This window comes from Streptomyces sp. NPDC021093 (genome assembly GCF_044333135.1).
In the GTDB taxonomy this organism is placed as follows: domain Bacteria; phylum Actinomycetota; class Actinomycetes; order Streptomycetales; family Streptomycetaceae; genus Streptomyces.
The window spans coordinates 194631-213340 of the sequence record NZ_JBIRQJ010000001.1; the positions used below are offsets into that span (position 1 = coordinate 194631).

Consider the following 18710-nt stretch of genomic DNA (forward strand, 5'->3'; position numbering starts at 1 on the left):
GCATGGACAGTGTCTACCAGCCGGGCGTAGACACTGTCTACTCACCTGGCACCCGTTCGAGATTCGACCGGCACCCGTTCGAGGAACGGAGCGAGGAGTTCGGGCACGGCCTCCTCGGCAAGGGCCAGACCCGTGGAGACGCCCACATCCCGGACCCTGTACGAGCCGGTGCCCGCCGCCGTGGTGGCCGCCAGCGTGAGGAGCCCCGCCCGGCGCTGGGCGGGTGAGCGGGAGACGGACCAGCCGATGATCCCGTCCCGCTGGAGCGCGACCGTACGGCGGACGAAGGTGCCGGAGCGGCTGATCAGGTACCGGCTGTCGACGGCATGGCCGAGGCTGCGCCAGGCGTCGTACGCGTGGGCGAGAGCGAACGGCAGCAGTACGAGGCCGGTGATCCACCCCGCGTGGACGAGGGCCGACGAGAGCCAGAGGCCGGGAACGATCAGGAGCAGCGCCGTCAGCACCACGACGGCGAGGGCGCGGCGGACCCGGCGGGGCAGGGCGGCCCTTGGGTGCGGAACGAGGGCACGGGTGAGCGGCGGCACCCGACCGGGCAGGACCTCGACGGCGACCCGGTGCGCCTCCGCGAGGGGGACGGGCGGAGTGAGACGGCTGCGGCTGCGGTTCTCCTCCGCGTCGCCGAGGCCGCTCGCCACCGCGTTGAGGCGTGCGCCGCCCGCGAGGCGCAGCAGCATCGGCTCGGCGAGTTCGACGCCGCGCAGCCGGCTCTCCTCCAGGCTGACGGACCTCGTGATCAGCAGCCCGCGCCGGACCCGGAGCAGGCCGCCTTCCGCGCGTTCCAGCCGGTATCCGCCCCACCCCTCAATGAAGGTGGCGGTCGATCCGACGACGCCGATCGCGACGACGGCCAGCACAGCGAGCAGGATTCCGAACCAGAGAGGAAGGGAGCCGAAGCGGGCTTCGACGTACGCGAACAGGTCCTTCACCGGACCGAGTTGGAGGGGGTCGACCTTCATCTCGTGGAGGGTCCGGTAGGCGGTGCCGACGGCGGCGAACACTCCGCCGACGCCCCAGACGGTGAGGGGCGCGTAGCGCAGCCAGGCCCAGTCGAGTGCGGCGAGGGGGCCGTCGTCGGGGTGCCCTGCGCGGTGCGGTCCGTTCGCCGCCCGGCGGCGCCGTTCGACGAGTTCGGTGCGTACGTACGCGGCGTCCGCCGTGCTGAGGCCGTCGAGGGAGAGGCTGCCCGCGCCCGTCGCGCCGCCGGTGCCGATCACCAGGGAGGTGAGGCCGAAGAGACGGTGCAACGGGTTCGCGGTCAGGTCGATGGAGCGGATGCGGTCGACAGGCACGGAACGGCGACCGCGCAGGAGCAGACCGGTGCGGACCTCCAGCCGGTCGTCGCCGGTGAGCCGGTAGCGGGTGGTGAGCAGCCGCAGCACGCTGAGGGTGGCGACGACCAGCCCGGTGAGGAGGAACGAGCCGAGGGCGATGAGGACCTGCAGGCCGGGGTCGCCGCCGGTGAGCAGGAAGGTCGCGGCGCAGGTGGCCGCCGGGGCGGCCAGCACGCTCAGGTTCACCAGCAGCAGCCGGGGGTTGAGCCGTTGCCAGCCCGTGTCGGAGCGCAGTCGCCCCTGTGCCGTACTCACGTGGCGTCCCCCGGTACGGCCTGGGTGGCGCGGGTCAGCTGCTCGACCAGGTCGACTGCGGTCCTGCGGTCAAGACCGTTGATCTTCACGGCGCCGGAGGCGGAGGCACTGGTCACGGTGACCCCGGACAGCCGGAACAGCTGCTGGAGCGGTCCCCGTACGGTGTCGACGGTCTGGATCCGGGACAGCGGCACCACCCGCCAGCGCTGCCAGAACCACCCCGACGCCGCGTAGACGGCAGCATCCGTGGTCTCCCAACGGTGCACGCGGTAGCGCCAGTTGGGCATCACCACCACGTAGGCGAGGGCGGGGACGAGCGTGCCGAGGAAGACCCAGCCGAGGACGAACCGCGCGGGCGGAATGAGGAGATGGAGCAGGCCGAGGACGAGCGGGGTCGGCAGCGCGATGACCGCCGCCTGGAGCGTCCACCAGCCGACCGCCCGGCTTTCGACACGGTGCCGGGGCGCCCGCAGTCTCCACTCACCCTGCCCCGCATGCCCGTCCCGCACGTCCCGGCTCACCACTTCTGTTCCCCCGCCGCTCGAACCATCAGCCTTCTCCCACCAACGTAGGTACGGGGGCGGGCACGCGGTCCCACCGGCCGGTGGAACGGGCTGTCCACCGACCGGTGGACGGACAGTGAGAATGAACCGTGCACTCTCACGTTCCGGCGGACCAGCCGCCACCAGGCCGAACAGCAGCTCGCGACGCCCACACCCCGCGCCCCGAGGAGACCGGGACCGGCTGGCTCACCCTCTGGGACGGGCTCTTCGCCGTCTCCTACCTCGTCACCGCGGCCCTGCTCCTCCTCGCGTCCGGCGGACCGGCCGCACACCGCTTCGCCGCACTCGGGGCGCTGACGGCGATCGTCCCCTGGTACGCGTTCCTCGGCCGACCACTGATGACCTACCGGACCCATCGGCCCCCTCGGACCCAGGGGTGGCGCCCCGCCGCCTTCTCCCTCGTCCTCACCCTCCTCTTCGCCGTGGCCGGCCTCTTCGACCTGACGAGTTCCTTCGCCCTGTTCGCGGTGGTCCCCATGCTGATGATGAGCCTGCCGCTGCGCCCGGCCGTCGCGCTCAGCACGCTCGCCAACCTGTGGCCGTGCGCCGTGGTCCGGCTGCACGGGGGCGCGTTCGACCCGGACGTACTGGCGATGCTGCCGATCTCCCTGCTCGGCCTCACCCTCTCCGTACTGCTCACCCTGTGGATCACCCGGGTCGTCCAGCAGAGCGCCGAACGGGCCGAGTTGATCGGCGAACTGCGGCGCAGCCGCGAGCAGGTCTCCCGGCTCTCGCACGAAGCCGGGGTCGCCGCCGAGCGCGAACGGCTGGCCAGGGAGATCCACGACACCGTGGCGCAGAGCCTGACGAGCATCGTCAGCCTCGTCCAGGCAGCCGACGCGGAGGTCGTGGAGCACCCCGAACTCGCCCGCGAGCACCTCGACCTGACCGCCCGGGTGGCCCGCGAGAGCCTGGCCGAGGCCCGGCACTTCGTCACCGCCCTCGCTCCCCCGTCCCTGCGGGAGAGCTCGCTGCTCCAGGCGGTACGCCGACAGGCCCAACTCCTCGCCGCCGAGACCGGGTTGGACGTGCGGTGCACGTCCGAAGGGGCGGACCGGCCGCTTCCCACCGCCACCAGTGTGGTGCTGCTGCGCACGGCGCAGGAGGCACTCGCGAACGTACGCAAGCACGCGGATCCGGCCCACCGGGTGGACGTGCTCGTGTCGTACGCCGAGGACTCCGTCCGCCTCACCGTCCGCGACGACGGCAGGGGATTCGCCGCCCACCACCCGCAGGACGGCCACGGCCTGCCCGGAATGCGGGCCCGCGCCGAGCAGGTCGGCGGCACGGCGACGGTCGACAGCCGCCCCGGTCGGGGCACCACCATCACAGTGACGCTGCCGCTGGAACCGGCGGCAGTACCGAACACGGAGACCGCCAGTGCCTGAGGACCGTACGGATTCCACGGTCGAGGTCCTGCTCGCCGACGATCACCCCGTCGTACGGGAGGGCCTGTCCGCCATCCTCGAATCGGCCGACGGCATCCGCGTCGTCGGCCAGGCGGGCTCCGGCGAGGAGGCGGTGCTGCTGGCCGCCCGCCTCGTGCCGGACGTCGTCCTGCTCGACCTGCGGATGGGCGGCATGGACGGGGTCGCCGCGACCGGCCTGATCCTGCGGGAGTCGCCCCGCACCAAGGTCGTCATCGTCACCACGTACGAGGACGACGCGGACATCCTGCGCGCGGTGGAGGCGGGTGCGGCGGGCTACCTCCTCAAGGGAACCTCCAGGGCCGACCTGGTGCGGGCGGTCCTCGCGGCGGCCCGCGGCGAAACGGTTCTGACCCCCTCCCTCGCCCCGAAGCTCTTCCGCGCACGGGCGGTGGAGGCCCCTCTCCTCTCGGAGCGCGAACGCGAGGTGCTGCGCCTGGTCGGCGAGGGACTGACCAATGCGGACGTCGGGCGACGGCTGTTCATCGGGGAGGCGACGGTGAAGACGCACCTGCTGCGCACGTTCAAGAAGCTGTCGGTCTCGGACCGCACGGCGGCGGTCCTGCGGGCGATGGAGCGGGGCCTGCTGTAGTGCCACGCCCTTGACCGGCCTTCTCACGCGTGCCTAATCTGCCGCCACCATCTCAAGATCCGAAATGGTGAACGTAGTTCGATATTTCGGACACGCATCGCAGAGGAAGCAGGAGAGGCCACGGTGTCAGCCATACCCGCAGTGCCCGCGTCGAGCCCCGCGTCGAGCCCCGTGTGGAGCATCGATCCCCGGACCGGCGAACAGCGCGAGCAGGTCGGGGTGGAGGCCGCTCCCGAGGTCGTCGACGCGGCCGTCCGGGCCGCGCACGCCGCACGCGGTGCGCTCGCGGACCGGACCCTGCGCGCCGCCTTCCTCCGCTCCGCGGCCGACCAACTGGAGCGGGGGCGGGACGAGTTCATCGCGACCGCCGACGCCGAGACCGCCCTCGGCGCAACCCGGCTGACCGGCGAACTCGCCCGTACCTGCTACCAGTTGAGGTCCTTCGCCGACACCGTCGACGACGGCGCCTTCCTCGACGTCATCATCAGCCACCCGGACGCCTCCGCCACCCCGCCCGTCCCGGACCTACGCCGCTACAAGATCCCCCTCGGCGTCGTCGCCGTCTACTCCGCCTCCAACTTCCCCTTCGCCTTCTCGGTGGCCGGCGGCGACACCGCGAGCGCGCTCGCCGCGGGCTGCCCGGTCGTGGTCAAGGCCCACCCCGACCACCCGGCCACCTCGGAACTGGCCGCGGCCGCCCTGCGCAGGGCAGCGGCCGAGCACGGCATCCCGGAGGGCGTCGTCGGTCTCGTCCACGGCTTCGACGCCGGTGTCGCACTGGTCGAGCACCCGCTGGTCGCCGCCGCCGGTTTCACGGGTTCGGTACGGGGCGGGCGCGCGCTCTTCGACGCTGCGGCGGCCCGCCCCGTGCCCATCCCCTTCCACGGTGAACTCGGCTCCCTCAACCCGGTGTGGGTGACGGAGGCGGCCGCGGCCGAGCGGCCGGAGGAGATCGGTTCCGGTCTTGCCGCGTCGATGACGATGGGCGTGGGCCAGTTCTGCGTGAAGCCGGGACTCGTACTGGCCCCGGCGGGCGCGGCGGGCGACCAGCTCGTCAAGGCGCTCGGCCAGTCCCTCGCGGACGTCGACGCGGGCGTCATGCTCGACCACCGCATGCGTGACAGCTTCCTCGCAGGCGTCGCCGCCCGCACCCAACTCCCCTATGTGGAGGCCCCGTTGGCGCCGGGACCCGGCAGCGAGCACACTGTCGCGCCCGGGTTCCTGACCGTCCCCGTCGCCCCGCTCCTCCAGGAGGACGGCCCGTACGCACTCCTCCTGGAGGAGTGCTTCGGCCCGGTCACCGTCGTCGCCCGGTACGCGGACGCGTCCGAGGCGGAGGCCCTGCTGGCCCGTCTCCCCGGCAACCTCACCGCCACCCTGCACGTCTCCACCGCTGAAGCGTCCGGAGAGACGTCGGGTGCGGACGGCGGTACGGACCTCGTCGCCCGCCTCACCCCCCTGGCCGGCCGCATCCTGGTCAACGCCTGGCCCACCGGCGTCGCGGTCGCCCCGGCCCAGCACCACGGCGGCCCCTACCCGGCCACCACCTCCACCTCCACCTCGGTCGGCTCCACCGCCGCCGAGCGCTGGCTGCGCCCGGTCGCGTACCAGAACACCCCCGAAGCCCTCCTCCCGCCCGAACTCCGCGAGAACAACCCGCTGGGCCTCCCGCGCACGGTCGACGGCCGCCGGGAGGGCTAGGCGGGAGGGCTAGGCGGGAGGACTGGCCAGCAGGGTCAGGCGGCCGGCCGTCCGAAGGCCGGGGCCGGCAGTCCCTGTCCCGCGTCCGGCACCACCAGCAGGGAGCCCTCGTACGGGTGCTGGCCTGGTCGGCGGGTACGGGCCGTGGTGACGTAGAGGTCGCGCAGGTCCCGGCCGCCGAACGCGCAGGCGGTGGGACGCGGGACGGGGAGGCGGATCGTACGGTCGAGGCGGCCGTCCGGGGTGTAGCGGCGGATCCGGCCGCCGTCCCAGAGGGCGACCCAGACGCAGCCTTCGGCGTCGACGGTGAGGCCGTCGGGGAAGCCCGCGCCGTTTTCGATCTCCGCGAACGGACGTCTGTGCACCGGTAGTTGGTCGACAAGGTCGCAGACGTCGATGCGGCGGGTGGGGCTGTCGACGTAGTACACGCGGTGTCCTTCCGGGCTCCAGCCGATGCCGTTGCTGACGGTCACGGCGTCGAAGAGCACGGTGGGTTCGGCCGCGCCGGGGCCGATCCGGACGAGGTGGCCGCCGCCGGGCGCCTCGTCGTCACGCATGGTGCCCGCCCAGAGCGAGCCGTCGGGGGCCACCGCCGCGTCGTTGCCGCGACGGCCGGGCACCGGGTCGTGGTGCAGCCAGCGGAACGTGCCGTCCGGGTCGTAACTGCCCACGCCGTCCCGGAGGTTGACCACCAGGCCGCCGCCGTGCCGCGGCTTCGCGGCGCCGACGTGCTGTTCGGTGGCCATGACGGTGCGGCGGCCGGTTCCGGGTGCGTACGTGTGGACGCGGGAGCCGCGGATGTCCACCCAGATCAGGCGCCCCGCCGCCGGGTCCCAGGTGGGGCCCTCGCCGAGCGCGGCCCGCTCCCGTACCGCTATTTCCGCCCGCCCGGCGCTCTCGGCCCTCATGCGTGCCGCCCGCCGCCCCGGTGCCCCAGCCGCAGCGACAGGTCCGCCGCGCCCTTGGTGGCCAACTCGCCCAGTTCCGCTTCCCGTTCCTCGGTCCAGCGGATCATCGGGACCGACACTGACAGCGCGGCGACGACCCGGCCGGTGTGGTCGCGCACGGGGGCGGCGACACAGCTGACGTCGGGGTTGGACTCACGGTGCTCGGCGGCGAGACCGCGCGCCCTGATGCCTGTCAGGGCCCGGTGCAGGGCCTTGGGGTCGGTGATGCTGTGCGGGGTCATGGCGGCGAGTTCGCGGCCGTCGATACGGGCGCGGAGTTCGCCCTCCGGCAGGGAGGCGAGCAGCATCTTGCCCACGGAGGTGCAGTGCGCGGGGAGTCTGCGGCCGGCCGCGGAGACCATGCGGACGGCGTGCGTGGAGTCGACCTTGGCGATGTAGATGACGTCGGCGTCTTCGAGGACGGCGACGTGGACGGTCTCGTCGCAGGTCTCGGCGACCTCGCGGGCGACCCGCTGTCCCTCGGCCGCGAGGTCGAGCTGTTCGGCGTACCGGCTGCCCAACTGGTGGTTGCGGACGCCCAGTCGGTAGCGCCCTGGCTGTTCGGCCACGGCCACCAGGTAGTTGCGGGCGGCGAGCGTGGTGACGAGTTCGTGCACGGTGGTGCGGGGCAGCCCGAGCCTGCGGGTGATGTCGGGGGCGGTCAGCGTGGAGTCGCCCTCCAGGAACAGTTCGAGTATGTCCAGTGCCCTGGTCACTGCGGGAACGTGGCGCCCCATGGCCCTCCACCCTCTTTCTCCGGATGCGCTGTGCGCTGTGCGGGATGCGCTGTGCGGGATGCGCGCGAGAGACCCGCGAGCTGCTTGTTCGAGATTCCGGTCAGTGACCGGTATCGCGAACGCAGGCTATCCGTCGGCCCGTTCACCGGGCAACGCCGTGAATCCAACAGGTTCGCGCAATAACCATTGACACCCCACAGACCCGCTGGCTAACGTCGCGCCACGATTTCGAACGTGTGCCGAAATACCGAACGAGCGCGAAGAGCGACAAGCAGCTCAGGAGGAGCAACTGCCGTGCGCATCACGGGAATCACCACCCATGTCGTCGGGACCCCCTGGCGGAACCTCACATACGTCCTCGTGCACACCGACGAGGGCCTGACCGGCGTCGGCGAGACCCGCATGCTCGGCCGCACCGACGCGCTGACCGGTTACCTCGGCGAGGCCGCCGCGAACCACATCGTCGGCTCCGACCCGTTCCACGTCGAGGACCTCGTCCGGCGGATGAAGTACGGCGACTACGGGCGGGCCGGCGAGATCGTCATGTCCGGCATCGCGGTCGTCGAAATGGCCTGCTGGGACATCAAGGGCAAGGCGCTCGGCGTCCCGGTCTGGCAGCTGCTCGGCGGAAAGGTCACCGACCGCGTCAAGGCGTACGCCAACGGCTGGTACACCACCGAGCGCACCCCCGAGGCCTACCACGAGGCCGCGCGGGCGGTGCTGCAGCGCGGCTACCGGGCTCTGAAGATCGACCCGTTCGGGACCGGGCACTTCGAGCTGGACGCCGGGCAGAGCCGGTACGCGGTGTCGCTGATCGAGGCGGTGCGGGACGCGATCGGCCCGGACGCCGAACTGATGCTGGAGATGCACGGCCGGTTCAGCCCGTCCACTGCGGTGCGGCTCGCCAGGGACCTGGCCCCCTTCCGCCCCGCCTGGCTGGAGGAGCCGGTGCCGCCGGAGAACCTGAAGGCCCTGGCGAAGGTCGCGGGCAAGGTGGACGTACCGATCGCGACGGGCGAGCGGATCCACGACCGCGTCGAGTTCCGGGAACTCTTCGAGTCGCAGGCCGCCGACGTCATCCAGCCCGACCTCGGCCACATCGGCGGCATCCTGGAGACCCGCAAGCTCGCCGCGACCGCCGAGACGCACTACGTCATGGTCGCCCCGCACAACGTCGGCGGCTCGGTCCTCACCGCCGCTTCCCTCCAACTCGCCGCCTGCACACCGAACTTCAAGATCCTGGAACACTTCAACGACTTCGCCGACGCCGACATCAAGAAGGTCGTCAAGGGCGCCCCGCAGGTCGATCCGGAGACCGGCTGCTTCGAGATCTCGCACGCGCCGGGGCTCGGCGTGGAGCTGGACGTGGACGCGGCGGCCGAATTCCCGCAGCAGCGGGCCAGGTTCGACCTGTGGGCCGAAGGCTGGGAGAAGAGGGCACCCAAGTGAGCGCCCGAGTGAATGCCCGACTGAGTGCCCGAGCGAGTGCCCGAGCGAGTGCCCGAGCGAGCCGCACGCTCGTCGTCGACGCACCGGGGCAGCACCGGCTGGCAGAGGTCGAGCCGAGCGACCCCGGCCCCGGCGAGGTCCTGGTCAGGGTGGCCGCCGCCGGGATCTGCAGGAGCGACCGCGAGGTGTACGACGGCCACCGCGACCCGGGCTTCGTCCGCTACCCCCTGGTCCCCGGCCACGAGTGGTCCGGCACCGTCGAGGCGGTCGGTACGGGCGTGGACCCGGCGCTGGTCGGCCGGAAGACCGTCGCCGAGGGGTTCAGGGCGTGCGGCACCTGCACGCGCTGCCGGTGCGGGGAGACGAGCCTGTGCACGGGCGGCTACGCGGAGACCGGGTTCACCGAGCCCGGCGCCTTCGCGAACCATCTCACCCTTCCCGTACGGCTGTTGCACCTGCTGGACGACGGCGCGGACCTGCGCGCGGCGGCCCTCCTGGAGCCCGCGGCCGTGATCGCCGCCGCGGTACGGGCCGGGCGCCCGAGCCCCGGCGAGCGGGTCGCGGTGGTCGGCGCGGGCACCCTCGGACTGCTCGCCGTACAGCTCCTCGCCGCGTCGTCGCCGGACGGGCTGACGGTGATCGATCCCCGGACGGCGCGCGGCGCGCAGGCGCGCGCGTTCGGTGCGGTGCGGACGCTGACGCCGGACGAGGCCGAGTCGGCGTACGGGCACTTCGACCTGGTGGTGGAGACGGCCGGCGCACCGACCACCGCCGCCTCGTCGTGCCTGCTGGCCCGGCGGGGCGGGCGGGTGGTGCTCACCGGGATGTTCGCGCCGGGCGCGGTCGGCATCGATCCGGTGCACCTCTCGCTCAGTCAGCTGGAGATCCGCAGCGTGTTCGGGGCGCCGTCCGCCGCCTGGTCGGACGCGGTCCGGGCGTTCGGCACCGGACTGCTCGACCCGGCGCCGCTGATCACGCACGAGTTCCCGCTGGAGCGGTTCGCCGAGGCGATCGCGCTGGTGGGCGCGGGAGATCCGCAGACGGGGAAGGTGCTGCTGCGGCCGTAAGCCGGTCGTAGGCCGGTCGTACGCGTCGGGCACCGCGGCTCCTTCCGCGCCAACACCCCCGTACAACGTCCGAAATATCGAACATGACCTACGGAGCACCATGCCCCTCACCGCAAGCGCCCCCCGCCGCCCCGGCGCCGAAGCCCTCGCCCGGGTCGGCCACTCCTCCCCCGCCGTCGACCCCTCCGACACCTCTCCGCACGCCTTCCCCGACGGCGGCACCTGGCGCACCGAGGTCCCGTCGGTCGAGGGCCCGGAGGCGCTCGCCGTCGTACTGGAGGAGAGCGCGCGGCTCGACGTGCCCGTGCACCGGATCAGCCAGGGCTCCGGAGTCTGGATGCTCAGGGACGCCGAAATCACCGAGATGGCCGGGGCGTGCGCGGCGCGCGACATCGAGCTGTGCCTGTTCACCGGGCCGCGCGGCACCTGGGACACCGGCGGCTCCACCCGGACGGATTCCGGCGGCGGCGGACTGCGCGCCCGGGGCCACGACGCGCTCGCCGGGTGCGTCGAGGACGCCCTGCGGGCAACGGAGTTGGGGGTGCGCTGTCTGCTCGTCGCCGACGAGGGCGTGCTGTGGACCCTGCACCGGATGCGCGCCGCCGGGGTGCTCCCCGCCGACGTGACCTTCAAGCTGTCCGCGCTCACCGGACCGGTCAACCCGGCCTCGTACGCCGTGTACGAGCAGCTCGGCGCTGACTCCCTCAACGTACCGTCCGACCTGACCCTCGCCCACCTCACCGAGATCCGCCGGGTCAGCCGCGCCCCGATGGACATGTACGTGGAGGCGCCGGACGACCTCGGCGGCTACGTCCGGATGTACGAGGCTGCCGAACTGATCCGGCGCGGCGCGCCCCTGTACCTGAAGTTCGGGCTGAGCCGCTCCCCCGGCATCTACCCGTACGGCGCCCAATTGCGCGACACCGCGCTTGCCTCGGCCCGTGAGCGGGTACGGCGTGGGCGGCTGGTGCTTGATCTGCTGGCCCGGCACGGGGCCTGCGGCGGGATGTCGCCGCTGGGCTCGCGGCTGCCGGGCGCGCTGCGGCGGTTCGCCGTACCGGCCGCCGTACCCGTAGAGGCACCCCTCAAGGCCCCCACAGACGCAGTCGACGTACCGGAAGGGAACTGACCCCATGCGCCACACCCGCATCCTGAGCAGCGCCGCCCTGGCAGCCCTGCTCGTCGTCTCGCTCACCGCCTGCGGCCAGGAGGCCAGGGGCGGCAGCCGCTACAAGCCCGACACCGGCAAGGGCGGCACGATCGGGCTCTCCATGCCGACCAAGGCGTCCGAGCGCTGGATCGCCGACGGTCAGAACATGGCCAAACAGTTCGAGAATGCCGGGTACCAGACCGATCTGCAGTACGGCGACAACAAGGCCGAGAGCCAGATCGCCCAGATCGAGAACATGATCACCAAGGGACGCAGGCTCCTGGTCGTCGCCGCGGTCGACGGCTCGGCGCTCACCGATGTCCTCCAGCGCGCGCACGACGCGGGCATCCCGGTGATCAGCTACGACCGGCTGATCCTGGGCTCCCCGTACGTCGACTACTACGCGTCCTTCGACAACGCGCGGGTCGGCGAGCTCCAAGGCCAGTACATCGTCGACAAACTGAAGCTGGGCGAGCCGTCGAAGGAGGCGGCGAAGCGCGAGAAGCACTCGATCGAGCTGTTCGCGGGCTCCCCCGACGACAACAACACAAAGTACTTCTGGGGCGGCGCCCTCAAGGTCCTCCAGCCGTATCTGACGAGTGGTCAACTCGTCGTGCGCAGCGGGCAGAACAAGATGAACCAGGCAACCACCCTGGGATGGGACGGCGGCACCGCGCAGAAGCGGATGGACGACCTGATCAGCAAGAACTACGGCGAGCAGCGGGTGGACGCGGTGCTCTCCCCGTACGACGGCATCTCGATCGGCATCATCTCCGCGCTGAAGAGCGCTGGTTACGGCTCCAAGGCACAACCGCTGCCGGTCATCACCGGGCAGGACGCGGAACTGGCGTCGGTGAAGTCCATCATCGGCGGCGAGCAGACGCAGACCGTCTTCAAGGACACCCGGAAGCTGGCCGCGCAGGCGGTGGCGATGGGGGACGCCGCACTGAACGGCAAGAAGCCGCAGGTCAACAACGTCACCGACTACAACAACGGCAGGAAGACCGTGCCTTCGTACCTGCTGAAGCCGGTGAACATCGACAAGTCGAACACCCAACTCCTCGTCGACGAGGGGTACTTCACAGCAGGACAGCTCAAGTGACGGCCCCGGCGGCAGCGAGCGCCGTACTGGAGATGCGCGGCATCACCAAGACCTTCCCGGGCGTCAAAGCACTCTCCGACGTCAATCTGACCGTCCGTGCCGCCGAGATCCACGCGATCTGCGGTGAGAACGGCGCCGGGAAGTCGACGCTGATGAAGGTACTGAGCGGGGTCCACCCGCACGGCTCGTACGAAGGCGAGATCCGCTTCGAGGACGAGCCGGTGGCGTTCAGGGACATCCGGGCCAGCGAGCAGCACGGCATCGTGATCATCCACCAGGAACTGGCGCTCGTCCCCTATCTCTCCATCGCCGAGAACATCTTCCTCGGCAATGAACAGACCGGCGGCAGGCGGGGGTTCATCGACTGGAACGACACCCTGCGCCGGGCGAGCGGCCTCCTCAAGCGGGTCGGCCTGCGCGAGAAGCCGCAGACCCCGGTCGCCGACATCGGCGTGGGCAAGCAGCAGCTCGTGGAGATCGCCAAGGCCCTCGCCAAGGAGGTGAAGCTCCTCATCCTCGACGAGCCGACGGCGGCCCTCAACGACGACGACAGCGCGAAGCTCCTCGACCTGATCCTGGAACTGCGCGAGCAGGGCATCGCCTGCATCATCATCTCGCACAAGCTCGGCGAGATCCGGGCCGTCGCGGACACGGTGACGGTGCTCCGCGACGGCCGCACCATCGAGTCCCTGACGGTACGTCAGTCCCCGGAGGCGGCACCCGAGTTGTCCGAGGAGCAGATCATCCGCTCCATGGTCGGCCGCGACCTGGACCACCGCTTCCCGGAGCGCAGTCCGTACGCGGGCGAGGACGCGGGCACGACCGCGCTCACCGTCTCCGGCTGGACCGTCCGCCACCCGGTGGACCAGCAGCGCAAGGTCGTCGACAACGTTTCCCTCACCGTCCGGCGGGGCGAGATCGTCGGCATCGCGGGGCTGATGGGCGCCGGCCGCACGGAGCTCGCGATGTCCGTCTTCGGGCGCAGTTACGGCCGGTACGTCGCCGGTACGGTCGAGGTCGGCGGCCGGGAGGCGGACGTCGCCACCGTTCCGGCGGCGATCGCGGCGGGCCTGGCGTACGTCACCGAGGACCGCAAGCAGTACGGCCTCAACCTCATCGACAACATCAACCGCAACATCTCCCTCGCCTCCCTGCCCGGGATGCGGCGCCGCGGCGTGGTCGACGAGCACCACGAACGCCAGGTCGCCGAGCGCTACCGCACCTCGATGAACATCAAGACCCCCACGGTCTTCGAGCAGGTCGGGCGGCTCTCCGGCGGCAACCAGCAGAAGGTCGTACTGAGCCGGTGGATCCACGCCGACCCCGACGTCCTGATCCTCGACGAGCCGACGCGCGGGATCGACGTCGGCGCGAAGTTCGAGATCTACACGGTGATCGACAAGCTCGCCGCCGCGGGCAAGGCGGTGCTCTTCATCTCCTCCGAGCTGCCCGAACTCCTCGGCATGTGCGACCGGATCTACACGATGGCCGAAGGCCGGCTGACCGGTGAGGTCGCCCGCGCGGACGCCACCCAGGAATCCCTGATGCGCCACATGACGGCGACCCGCTCATGACGGCGACCCGCCCCATGACAACGCCCCGCCCCATGACGGCAGCAGCCGCGCGCAAGCCGATGACGACGACCATGACCCGAAGCTGAGGCCCCCATGACCACCTCCACCACACTCCACAAGGACTCGCCCGCCGAGCCGCCACCCGCGCGCCCCGCGGCCCTCACCGCGCTCCTCGACAGCATGCGGTCGAACATGCGCCAGTACGGCATGCTCGTCGCCCTGCTCTTCATCGTCGTCCTCTTCCAGATCTGGACCGACGGCACGCTGCTGCTCCCCAACAACGTCTCCAACCTGATCCAGCAGAACGGCTACATCCTCATACTGGCCATCGGCATGATGATCGTCATCATCGCCGGCCACATCGACCTCTCGGTCGGTTCGCTGGTCGCCTTCGTCGGCGCGATGTCCGCCGTGATGATGGTCAAGCACGACATGCCCTGGGTGCTCGCCCTGGTCCTCTCCCTCCTCATCGGTGCGGTCGCGGGCGCCTGGCAGGGCTTCTTCATCGCGTACGTGGGCATCCCGTCCTTCATCGTCACGCTCGCCGGAATGCTGCTCTTCCGCGGCCTGACCCAGATCGTCCTCGAAGGCCAGTCCCTCGCCCCCTTCCCCGAGGGCTTCCAGAACATCGCCAAGGGCTTCATCCCGGAGATGGGCCCGTACACCCAGTACCACAACCCGACCCTGCTGCTCGGGCTGCTCGCCCTGGTCGTGCTGATCCTGCGCGAAGTCCGGGACCGCAAGCGCCAGTTGGCGTACGAGCTCGAAGTCGTGCCGACCGGCCTCTGGGTCACCAAGTGCGTGGCGATCTCCGCGGCCGTCATCGCGTTCACCCTCACCCTCGCCAGCTTCCACGGCGTCCCCGTGGTGATGCTGATCATGTGCGCGCTGCTGATCGGGCTGGGTTACGTGATGCGCAACGCGGTCGTCGGCCGCCATGTGTACGCGCTCGGCGGCAACAAGGCGGCGGCGAAGCTGTCCGGCGTCAAGGACAAGCGGGTCATCTTCCTGGTCTTCGTGAACATGGGCGTCCTGGCCGCCCTCGCGGGCTGCGTCTACGCGGCCCGCCTCAACGCGGGCACCCCGCAGGCCGGCCTCAACTTCGAACTCGAAGCGATCGCCGCCTCGTTCATCGGCGGTGCGTCGATGAGCGGCGGCGTCGGCACGGTCATGGGCGCCGTGATCGGCGGCCTCGTCCTCGGCGTCCTCAACAACGGCATGTCCCTGGTCGGCATCGGCACCGACTACCAGCAGGTCATCAAGGGCCTGGTCCTGCTGGCCGCCGTCGGCTTCGACATCTGGAACAAGCGCAAGGCCGGTCGCTGACGCTCAGCCTCGCTCCGCCCCGACCGGACGGTTCCGGTCGGGGTGCTGAGGCACTTCGTGTTCCTCCTGTTTCGGTTCCGGTTCGCGGGAGAAGGCGACGACCGCGGCCAGGATCAGCGCGGCGCCGATCAGACGGGGGGCCGTCAGCTCCTCGCCCAGGAAGAGCACGGCGCAGGCCAGGCCGAAGACCGGGATGAGGTTGAGGACCATGGCCGCCGTGGTGGGGGTGACCGAGGCGATCGCGTAGTGGTAGAGCAGGAAGCTCAGCGCGTAGCCGCCGACGCCGGAGAGTGCCGCTGCTCCCCAGTCGGACGGGGACGCACTGGTCGGCGGGGTTTCGACGCCGGTGATCCAGAGGGTCACCGCGATCGGGAGGACACACAGCAGGGCGAAGCCGAACTGGTACGCCGTGAGGGTGAGCGCGTCGACCTCTTCCGCCACCCGGGACGCCAGCAGGACGTACGTGGCCGCGCAGAGCACCCCGATGAGGACGAGCGCGTCGCCCAGCCGGGGTGCGAAGGATCCTCCCCCGCCCCCTTCCAGGGCGAGAACCCCCGCGAGGGCCAGGACCAGCGCGGCCACCCGGCCGCCGGTGAGGCGTTCGCGCAGGAAGAGGCAGGCCAGGCCGATGGCGAAGAAGGACTCCAGCGCGGTGAGGAGGGAGGCGTTGGAAGCCGTCGTACGGAGCAGGCCGAAGGTGAAGAAGGCGTAGGAGAGGGCGGGTTCGAGGACGCCGAGCAGGACCAGTGGAACGGTGGGCCGGGGCAGCGGCCCTCCCCTGATGAGGAGAACCGCCCACAACACCACTGCCGATGCGGCCAGTTGGACCGCCAGCAGGGTCATCGGCTGCATGGAGCCGAGCGCCGTCTTGGTGAAGGTCGCCGAGCCGCCCCAGCACAGTGCGGCCAGGACGAGGGCGCCACGCCAGCCGAGGCTCTTCACCGGGCCGCCACCGCGGCTTCCCCGGCCACTGCTGCCTCCGCGGCCACGGCTGCTTCCGCGGCCTTCGCGGCCGCCGCGCGCTCCGCCTCGTCCGGCAGGCCCGTGGCCCACAGGTCCGACTCGGCCCAGGCGCCGACGATCGCGACGTCCGGGTCCTGGTGGCGCAGCACCGCGAAGCGTTCGGCCAGGAGCTGGAGCCGTACGGTCAGCGGGATCTGGGCGAGGACCGGGGGGAGGGCGGGCGCGCCGGGGTCTGTGGCGAGCGTGGTGACCGGGATGGATTCCTGGGCGGCGGCCTCGCCGAGAGCGGCGGTCAGACCGTCCACGTCGGCGGCGGGTTCGAGTACGAGGAGGCCGTCGGCCGCCGTGAGGGGAACGGCCGCACCGTGCAGGAAGCGGTCGGACTCGAAGCCCTCGGCGAGCATCCGGGCGGCCTCGCGGATCTTCAGGGCGCCCTCGCGGGCGGTGACGCCCCAGGGGCCGCAGCCGATCAGGGTGAGGATGCGGGTGGGTACGGGGACCTCTTCGAGGCCCGGGGCCGCGCACACGGCGCGTACCGCTTCGGCGGTCTGCCGCAGCTGGTCGGGCGAGCCTTCGGGGGCGCCCAGGTGGTGGGCCATGCGGGCGAGCACACCCAGCGCCGAGGTGTAGCTGACGGTGTACGTCTCGGACTCCTCCGCGGTGACGGTCTCCACCGCCTCCGGCCAGCCCTTGTCCTGGCCCGTGATGGACACCACCGGGACGCCCAGGGCGAGGGCCGCGGCCCTGGCGCGTACGGCGTAGGCGGTCTCGGCGGTGTGCGTGATGACCAGGAGGACGTCGCCCTCGCGGGGTGCGGCGGCCCAGCGGGCGGCGTGCGCGCCGGAGTGCCAGCGGGCGTCGAGCCCGGCCTGTTCGAGGAGGAGCGCACCGAGCTCGGCGGCGTGCTGGCTGGTTCCCGTACCGACGACGATGACGCGGCGGGCGGCGCCGAGGCGTTCGGCGGCGGCCGACACGTCCTGGTCGGCGACGAGGTCGAGGGCGTCGGCCTGGGCGTGGATCATACGCAGCAGGGCGGTGGGAGGTGTGGTCATGGTGGGCTCCTTCGTCAGCTCTTGAGGGGTGTTCGGGATCAGGCCGTGGTGGCGACGACGACGATGCTCGGCGCGTGGATCGTGAAGGGCGTGCGCGCGTAGTCGCCGTACACCGCTTCGCAGGTGAAACCGGCCCTGCGGAGCAGTCCGGTGAGTTCGTGGGCGCTGAAGACGCGGTAGTCGGCGGTGGAGGTGCGGACCGGGGCGCCGGGCGCCGCGGGTTCGGTCACCGTCCAGCTGATGCGGCTGGTCAGCGGGTCGAAGATCTCCTCGTGGAGGAAGGTGCGGCCGGTCGAGTCGTCGTACGTACGGATCACGAACCGGTCCCGCGGGTGCGCGCCGAAGACTTCGCTGGTCTGCCGGAGGAAGGCGTCCCGGTTGATGACGTCGATGACGAAGCGGCCGCCGGGGGCGAGTACCCGCCGTACCTCGCGCAGCACCTGGAGCTCTTCCTCCTCGGTGGCGAAGAAGCCGAAGCTGGTGTGCAGGTTGACGACCGTGTCGAAGCCGCCGTCGGCGAAGGCGGAGAGGTCGCGCATGTCGGCGCGGGTGAAGACGGCCCCCGTGCTGTGCGCGTGGTCGGCGCGGCGGGCGGCCTGGGCCAGGTAGTGCGGGGACTGGTCGACGCCGGTGACCCGGTACCCGGCGGCGGCCAGCGGAACGGAGTGCCGCCCGGTGCCGCAGGCCAGGTCGAGCAGCCGGGGGTGGCTGTCCGGCGGCACGAGGGCGGTGACGCAGTCGACCATCTCGCGGGTGAGACCGGGGTCCTGGTACTCGATGTCGGAGTCGGTGTAGAGGTCGTTCGCGCCGAAGAACTCCGCGTACCAGGGGGTGGGCTGGGTGGCTTCCTGGGTCGCTGCCTGCGTGGCTTCCTGGGTGGTCACTGGGAGAGTTCCTCCGTACGGGACGTGGTGAGGGGTGCGTTCCGGCCGATGAGCCAGGCAGCGGGATCGGGGGCGAAGCGGGTGGCGGCGATGCGGCGGCCTTCGGCGGTGGCGTACTCGCGGTGCACGAGCAGGCCGGACGCCGGGATGTCCTTGGCGTACGGACCGAAGTCGCCCTCGGCGGTGAAGTGGGCCTCGCCGCGCTGGACTTCGGGGAGGTCGGCTTCGGGGAGGTCGGCTTCGGGGAAGTCGGCTTCGGGGAGGTCGAAGAAGTCCGCCGAGGCCTCGCTGCGGTGCCAGCGGGAGAGGAGGGGGTGGCCCGTGAGGGTTTCCAGTGCCAGCCAGTGGGTGTACGGCTCGGGATCGGCCGTAGGGTGCGGCGGTCGTTGCCGGGTGAGGAGGCACTCCACCCAGGTCTCCTCGTGGTCGGTCGCCAGGATCCGACCGGTGACGGTCCACGCCTCGCCCTGTACGTCGACGGTCGAGCCCACGGTGAGACGTGCGGCGGCGGCCTCGCAGGCAGGGGTCCAGGGGCGGTGGGGCGGTGCGGGCATGGCGGGCTCTCGTTC

General features: G+C 71.5%; 17 protein-coding genes. 9 read left to right on the plus strand and 8 right to left on the minus strand.

The annotated features are described in order from the left end of the window. Window positions 1-41: 41 nt before the first annotated feature. Together ACH4SP_RS00870 and ACH4SP_RS00875 are read right to left on the minus strand one after the other, a co-directional pair. Window positions 42-1607, minus strand: a complete 1566-nt coding sequence (locus ACH4SP_RS00870) for a PH domain-containing protein (RefSeq protein WP_398408027.1) — start codon at window positions 1605-1607, stop codon at window positions 42-44. Beyond that, window positions 1604-2128, minus strand: a complete 525-nt coding sequence (locus tag ACH4SP_RS00875; RefSeq protein WP_398408028.1) for a PH domain-containing protein — start codon at window positions 2126-2128, stop codon at window positions 1604-1606. Before ACH4SP_RS00875 ends, ACH4SP_RS00870 begins: the two co-directional genes overlap by 4 nt. Before the next feature lie 131 nt (window positions 2129-2259). Between ACH4SP_RS00875 and ACH4SP_RS00880 the strand changes: the two genes are divergently transcribed. From ACH4SP_RS00880 to ACH4SP_RS00890, 3 genes are all read left to right on the plus strand, one after another. Continuing rightward, window positions 2260-3558, plus strand: a complete 1299-nt coding sequence (locus ACH4SP_RS00880) for a sensor histidine kinase (RefSeq protein WP_398408029.1) — start codon at window positions 2260-2262, stop codon at window positions 3556-3558. Further along, window positions 3551-4189: a response regulator gene (locus ACH4SP_RS00885; RefSeq protein ID WP_398408030.1), complete on the plus strand. Its 639-nt coding sequence runs from the start codon at window positions 3551-3553 to the stop codon at window positions 4187-4189. The genes ACH4SP_RS00880 and ACH4SP_RS00885 overlap by 8 nt, the downstream gene beginning before the upstream one ends. 123 nt (window positions 4190-4312) lie before the next feature. Next, window positions 4313-5890 carry an aldehyde dehydrogenase (NADP(+)) gene (locus ACH4SP_RS00890; RefSeq protein ID WP_398408031.1) on the plus strand — a complete coding sequence of 526 codons (1578 nt, stop codon included), beginning with the start codon at window positions 4313-4315 and terminating at the stop codon, window positions 5888-5890. Window positions 5891-5925: 35 nt separating this feature from the next. On the opposite strand, the gene ACH4SP_RS00895 is transcribed toward ACH4SP_RS00890, so the two are convergent. Together ACH4SP_RS00895 and ACH4SP_RS00900 are read right to left on the minus strand one after the other, a co-directional pair. Then, window positions 5926-6798, minus strand: a complete 873-nt coding sequence (locus ACH4SP_RS00895; protein WP_398408032.1) for an SMP-30/gluconolactonase/LRE family protein — start codon at window positions 6796-6798, stop codon at window positions 5926-5928. Continuing rightward, entirely contained in the window at window positions 6795-7574 is a 780-nt protein-coding gene (locus ACH4SP_RS00900; RefSeq protein WP_398408033.1) for an IclR family transcriptional regulator, read from the minus strand. The genes ACH4SP_RS00895 and ACH4SP_RS00900 overlap by 4 nt, the downstream gene beginning before the upstream one ends. A 294-nt stretch (window positions 7575-7868) precedes the next feature. Here ACH4SP_RS00900 and ACH4SP_RS00905 point away from each other — a divergent pair, with 294 nt between their 5' ends. The 6 genes from ACH4SP_RS00905 (at window position 7869) to mmsB (ending at window position 15242) form a co-directional block, all read left to right on the plus strand. Then, window positions 7869-9023 carry a mandelate racemase/muconate lactonizing enzyme family protein gene (locus tag ACH4SP_RS00905; protein WP_398408034.1) on the plus strand — a complete coding sequence of 385 codons (1155 nt, stop codon included), beginning with the start codon at window positions 7869-7871 and terminating at the stop codon, window positions 9021-9023. A gap of 8 nt (window positions 9024-9031) precedes the next feature. After that, on the plus strand, window positions 9032-10090 hold the full coding sequence (locus tag ACH4SP_RS00910; RefSeq protein ID WP_398408035.1) for a zinc-binding dehydrogenase: 1059 nt from the start codon (window positions 9032-9034) through the stop codon (window positions 10088-10090). Window positions 10091-10190: 100 nt separating this feature from the next. Beyond that, window positions 10191-11219 carry a hypothetical protein gene (locus ACH4SP_RS00915; protein ID WP_398408037.1) on the plus strand — a complete coding sequence of 343 codons (1029 nt, stop codon included), beginning with the start codon at window positions 10191-10193 and terminating at the stop codon, window positions 11217-11219. A 4-nt stretch (window positions 11220-11223) separates the two neighbouring features. Beyond that, complete coding sequence (gene chvE / locus ACH4SP_RS00920) at window positions 11224-12342, plus strand: multiple monosaccharide ABC transporter substrate-binding protein (protein ID WP_398408038.1); 1119 nt, start codon at window positions 11224-11226, stop codon at window positions 12340-12342. 32 nt (window positions 12343-12374) lie between these two features. Beyond that, complete coding sequence (gene mmsA / locus ACH4SP_RS00925) at window positions 12375-13916, plus strand: multiple monosaccharide ABC transporter ATP-binding protein (protein WP_398409462.1); 1542 nt, start codon at window positions 12375-12377, stop codon at window positions 13914-13916. Between the two features lie 93 nt (window positions 13917-14009). Then, the gene (gene mmsB, locus ACH4SP_RS00930) at window positions 14010-15242 is read left to right on the plus strand and encodes a multiple monosaccharide ABC transporter permease (protein ID WP_398408039.1); all 1233 of its coding nucleotides are present in this window, start codon (window positions 14010-14012) and stop codon (window positions 15240-15242) included. Between the two features lie 3 nt (window positions 15243-15245). Here mmsB and ACH4SP_RS00935 read toward each other — a convergent pair whose 3' ends face one another. Genes ACH4SP_RS00935 through ACH4SP_RS00950 form a run of 4 tightly spaced genes read right to left on the minus strand, consistent with a single transcriptional unit; the run spans window position 15246 to window position 18695 of the window. Continuing rightward, window positions 15246-16184 carry a DMT family transporter gene (locus ACH4SP_RS00935; protein WP_398408040.1) on the minus strand — a complete coding sequence of 313 codons (939 nt, stop codon included), beginning with the start codon at window positions 16182-16184 and terminating at the stop codon, window positions 15246-15248. Then, window positions 16181-17257, minus strand: coding sequence for an SIS domain-containing protein (locus tag ACH4SP_RS00940; RefSeq protein ID WP_398408041.1), 1077 nt, complete (start codon window positions 17255-17257; stop codon window positions 16181-16183). Before ACH4SP_RS00940 ends, ACH4SP_RS00935 begins: the two co-directional genes overlap by 4 nt. 38 nt (window positions 17258-17295) lie before the next feature. Next, the gene (locus ACH4SP_RS00945) at window positions 17296-18141 is read right to left on the minus strand and encodes a class I SAM-dependent methyltransferase (protein ID WP_398408042.1); all 846 of its coding nucleotides are present in this window, start codon (window positions 18139-18141) and stop codon (window positions 17296-17298) included. Continuing rightward, window positions 18138-18695, minus strand: coding sequence for a DUF4178 domain-containing protein (locus tag ACH4SP_RS00950; protein ID WP_398408043.1), 558 nt, complete (start codon window positions 18693-18695; stop codon window positions 18138-18140). The genes ACH4SP_RS00945 and ACH4SP_RS00950 overlap by 4 nt, the downstream gene beginning before the upstream one ends. Between the last annotated feature and the right edge of the window lie 15 nt (window positions 18696-18710).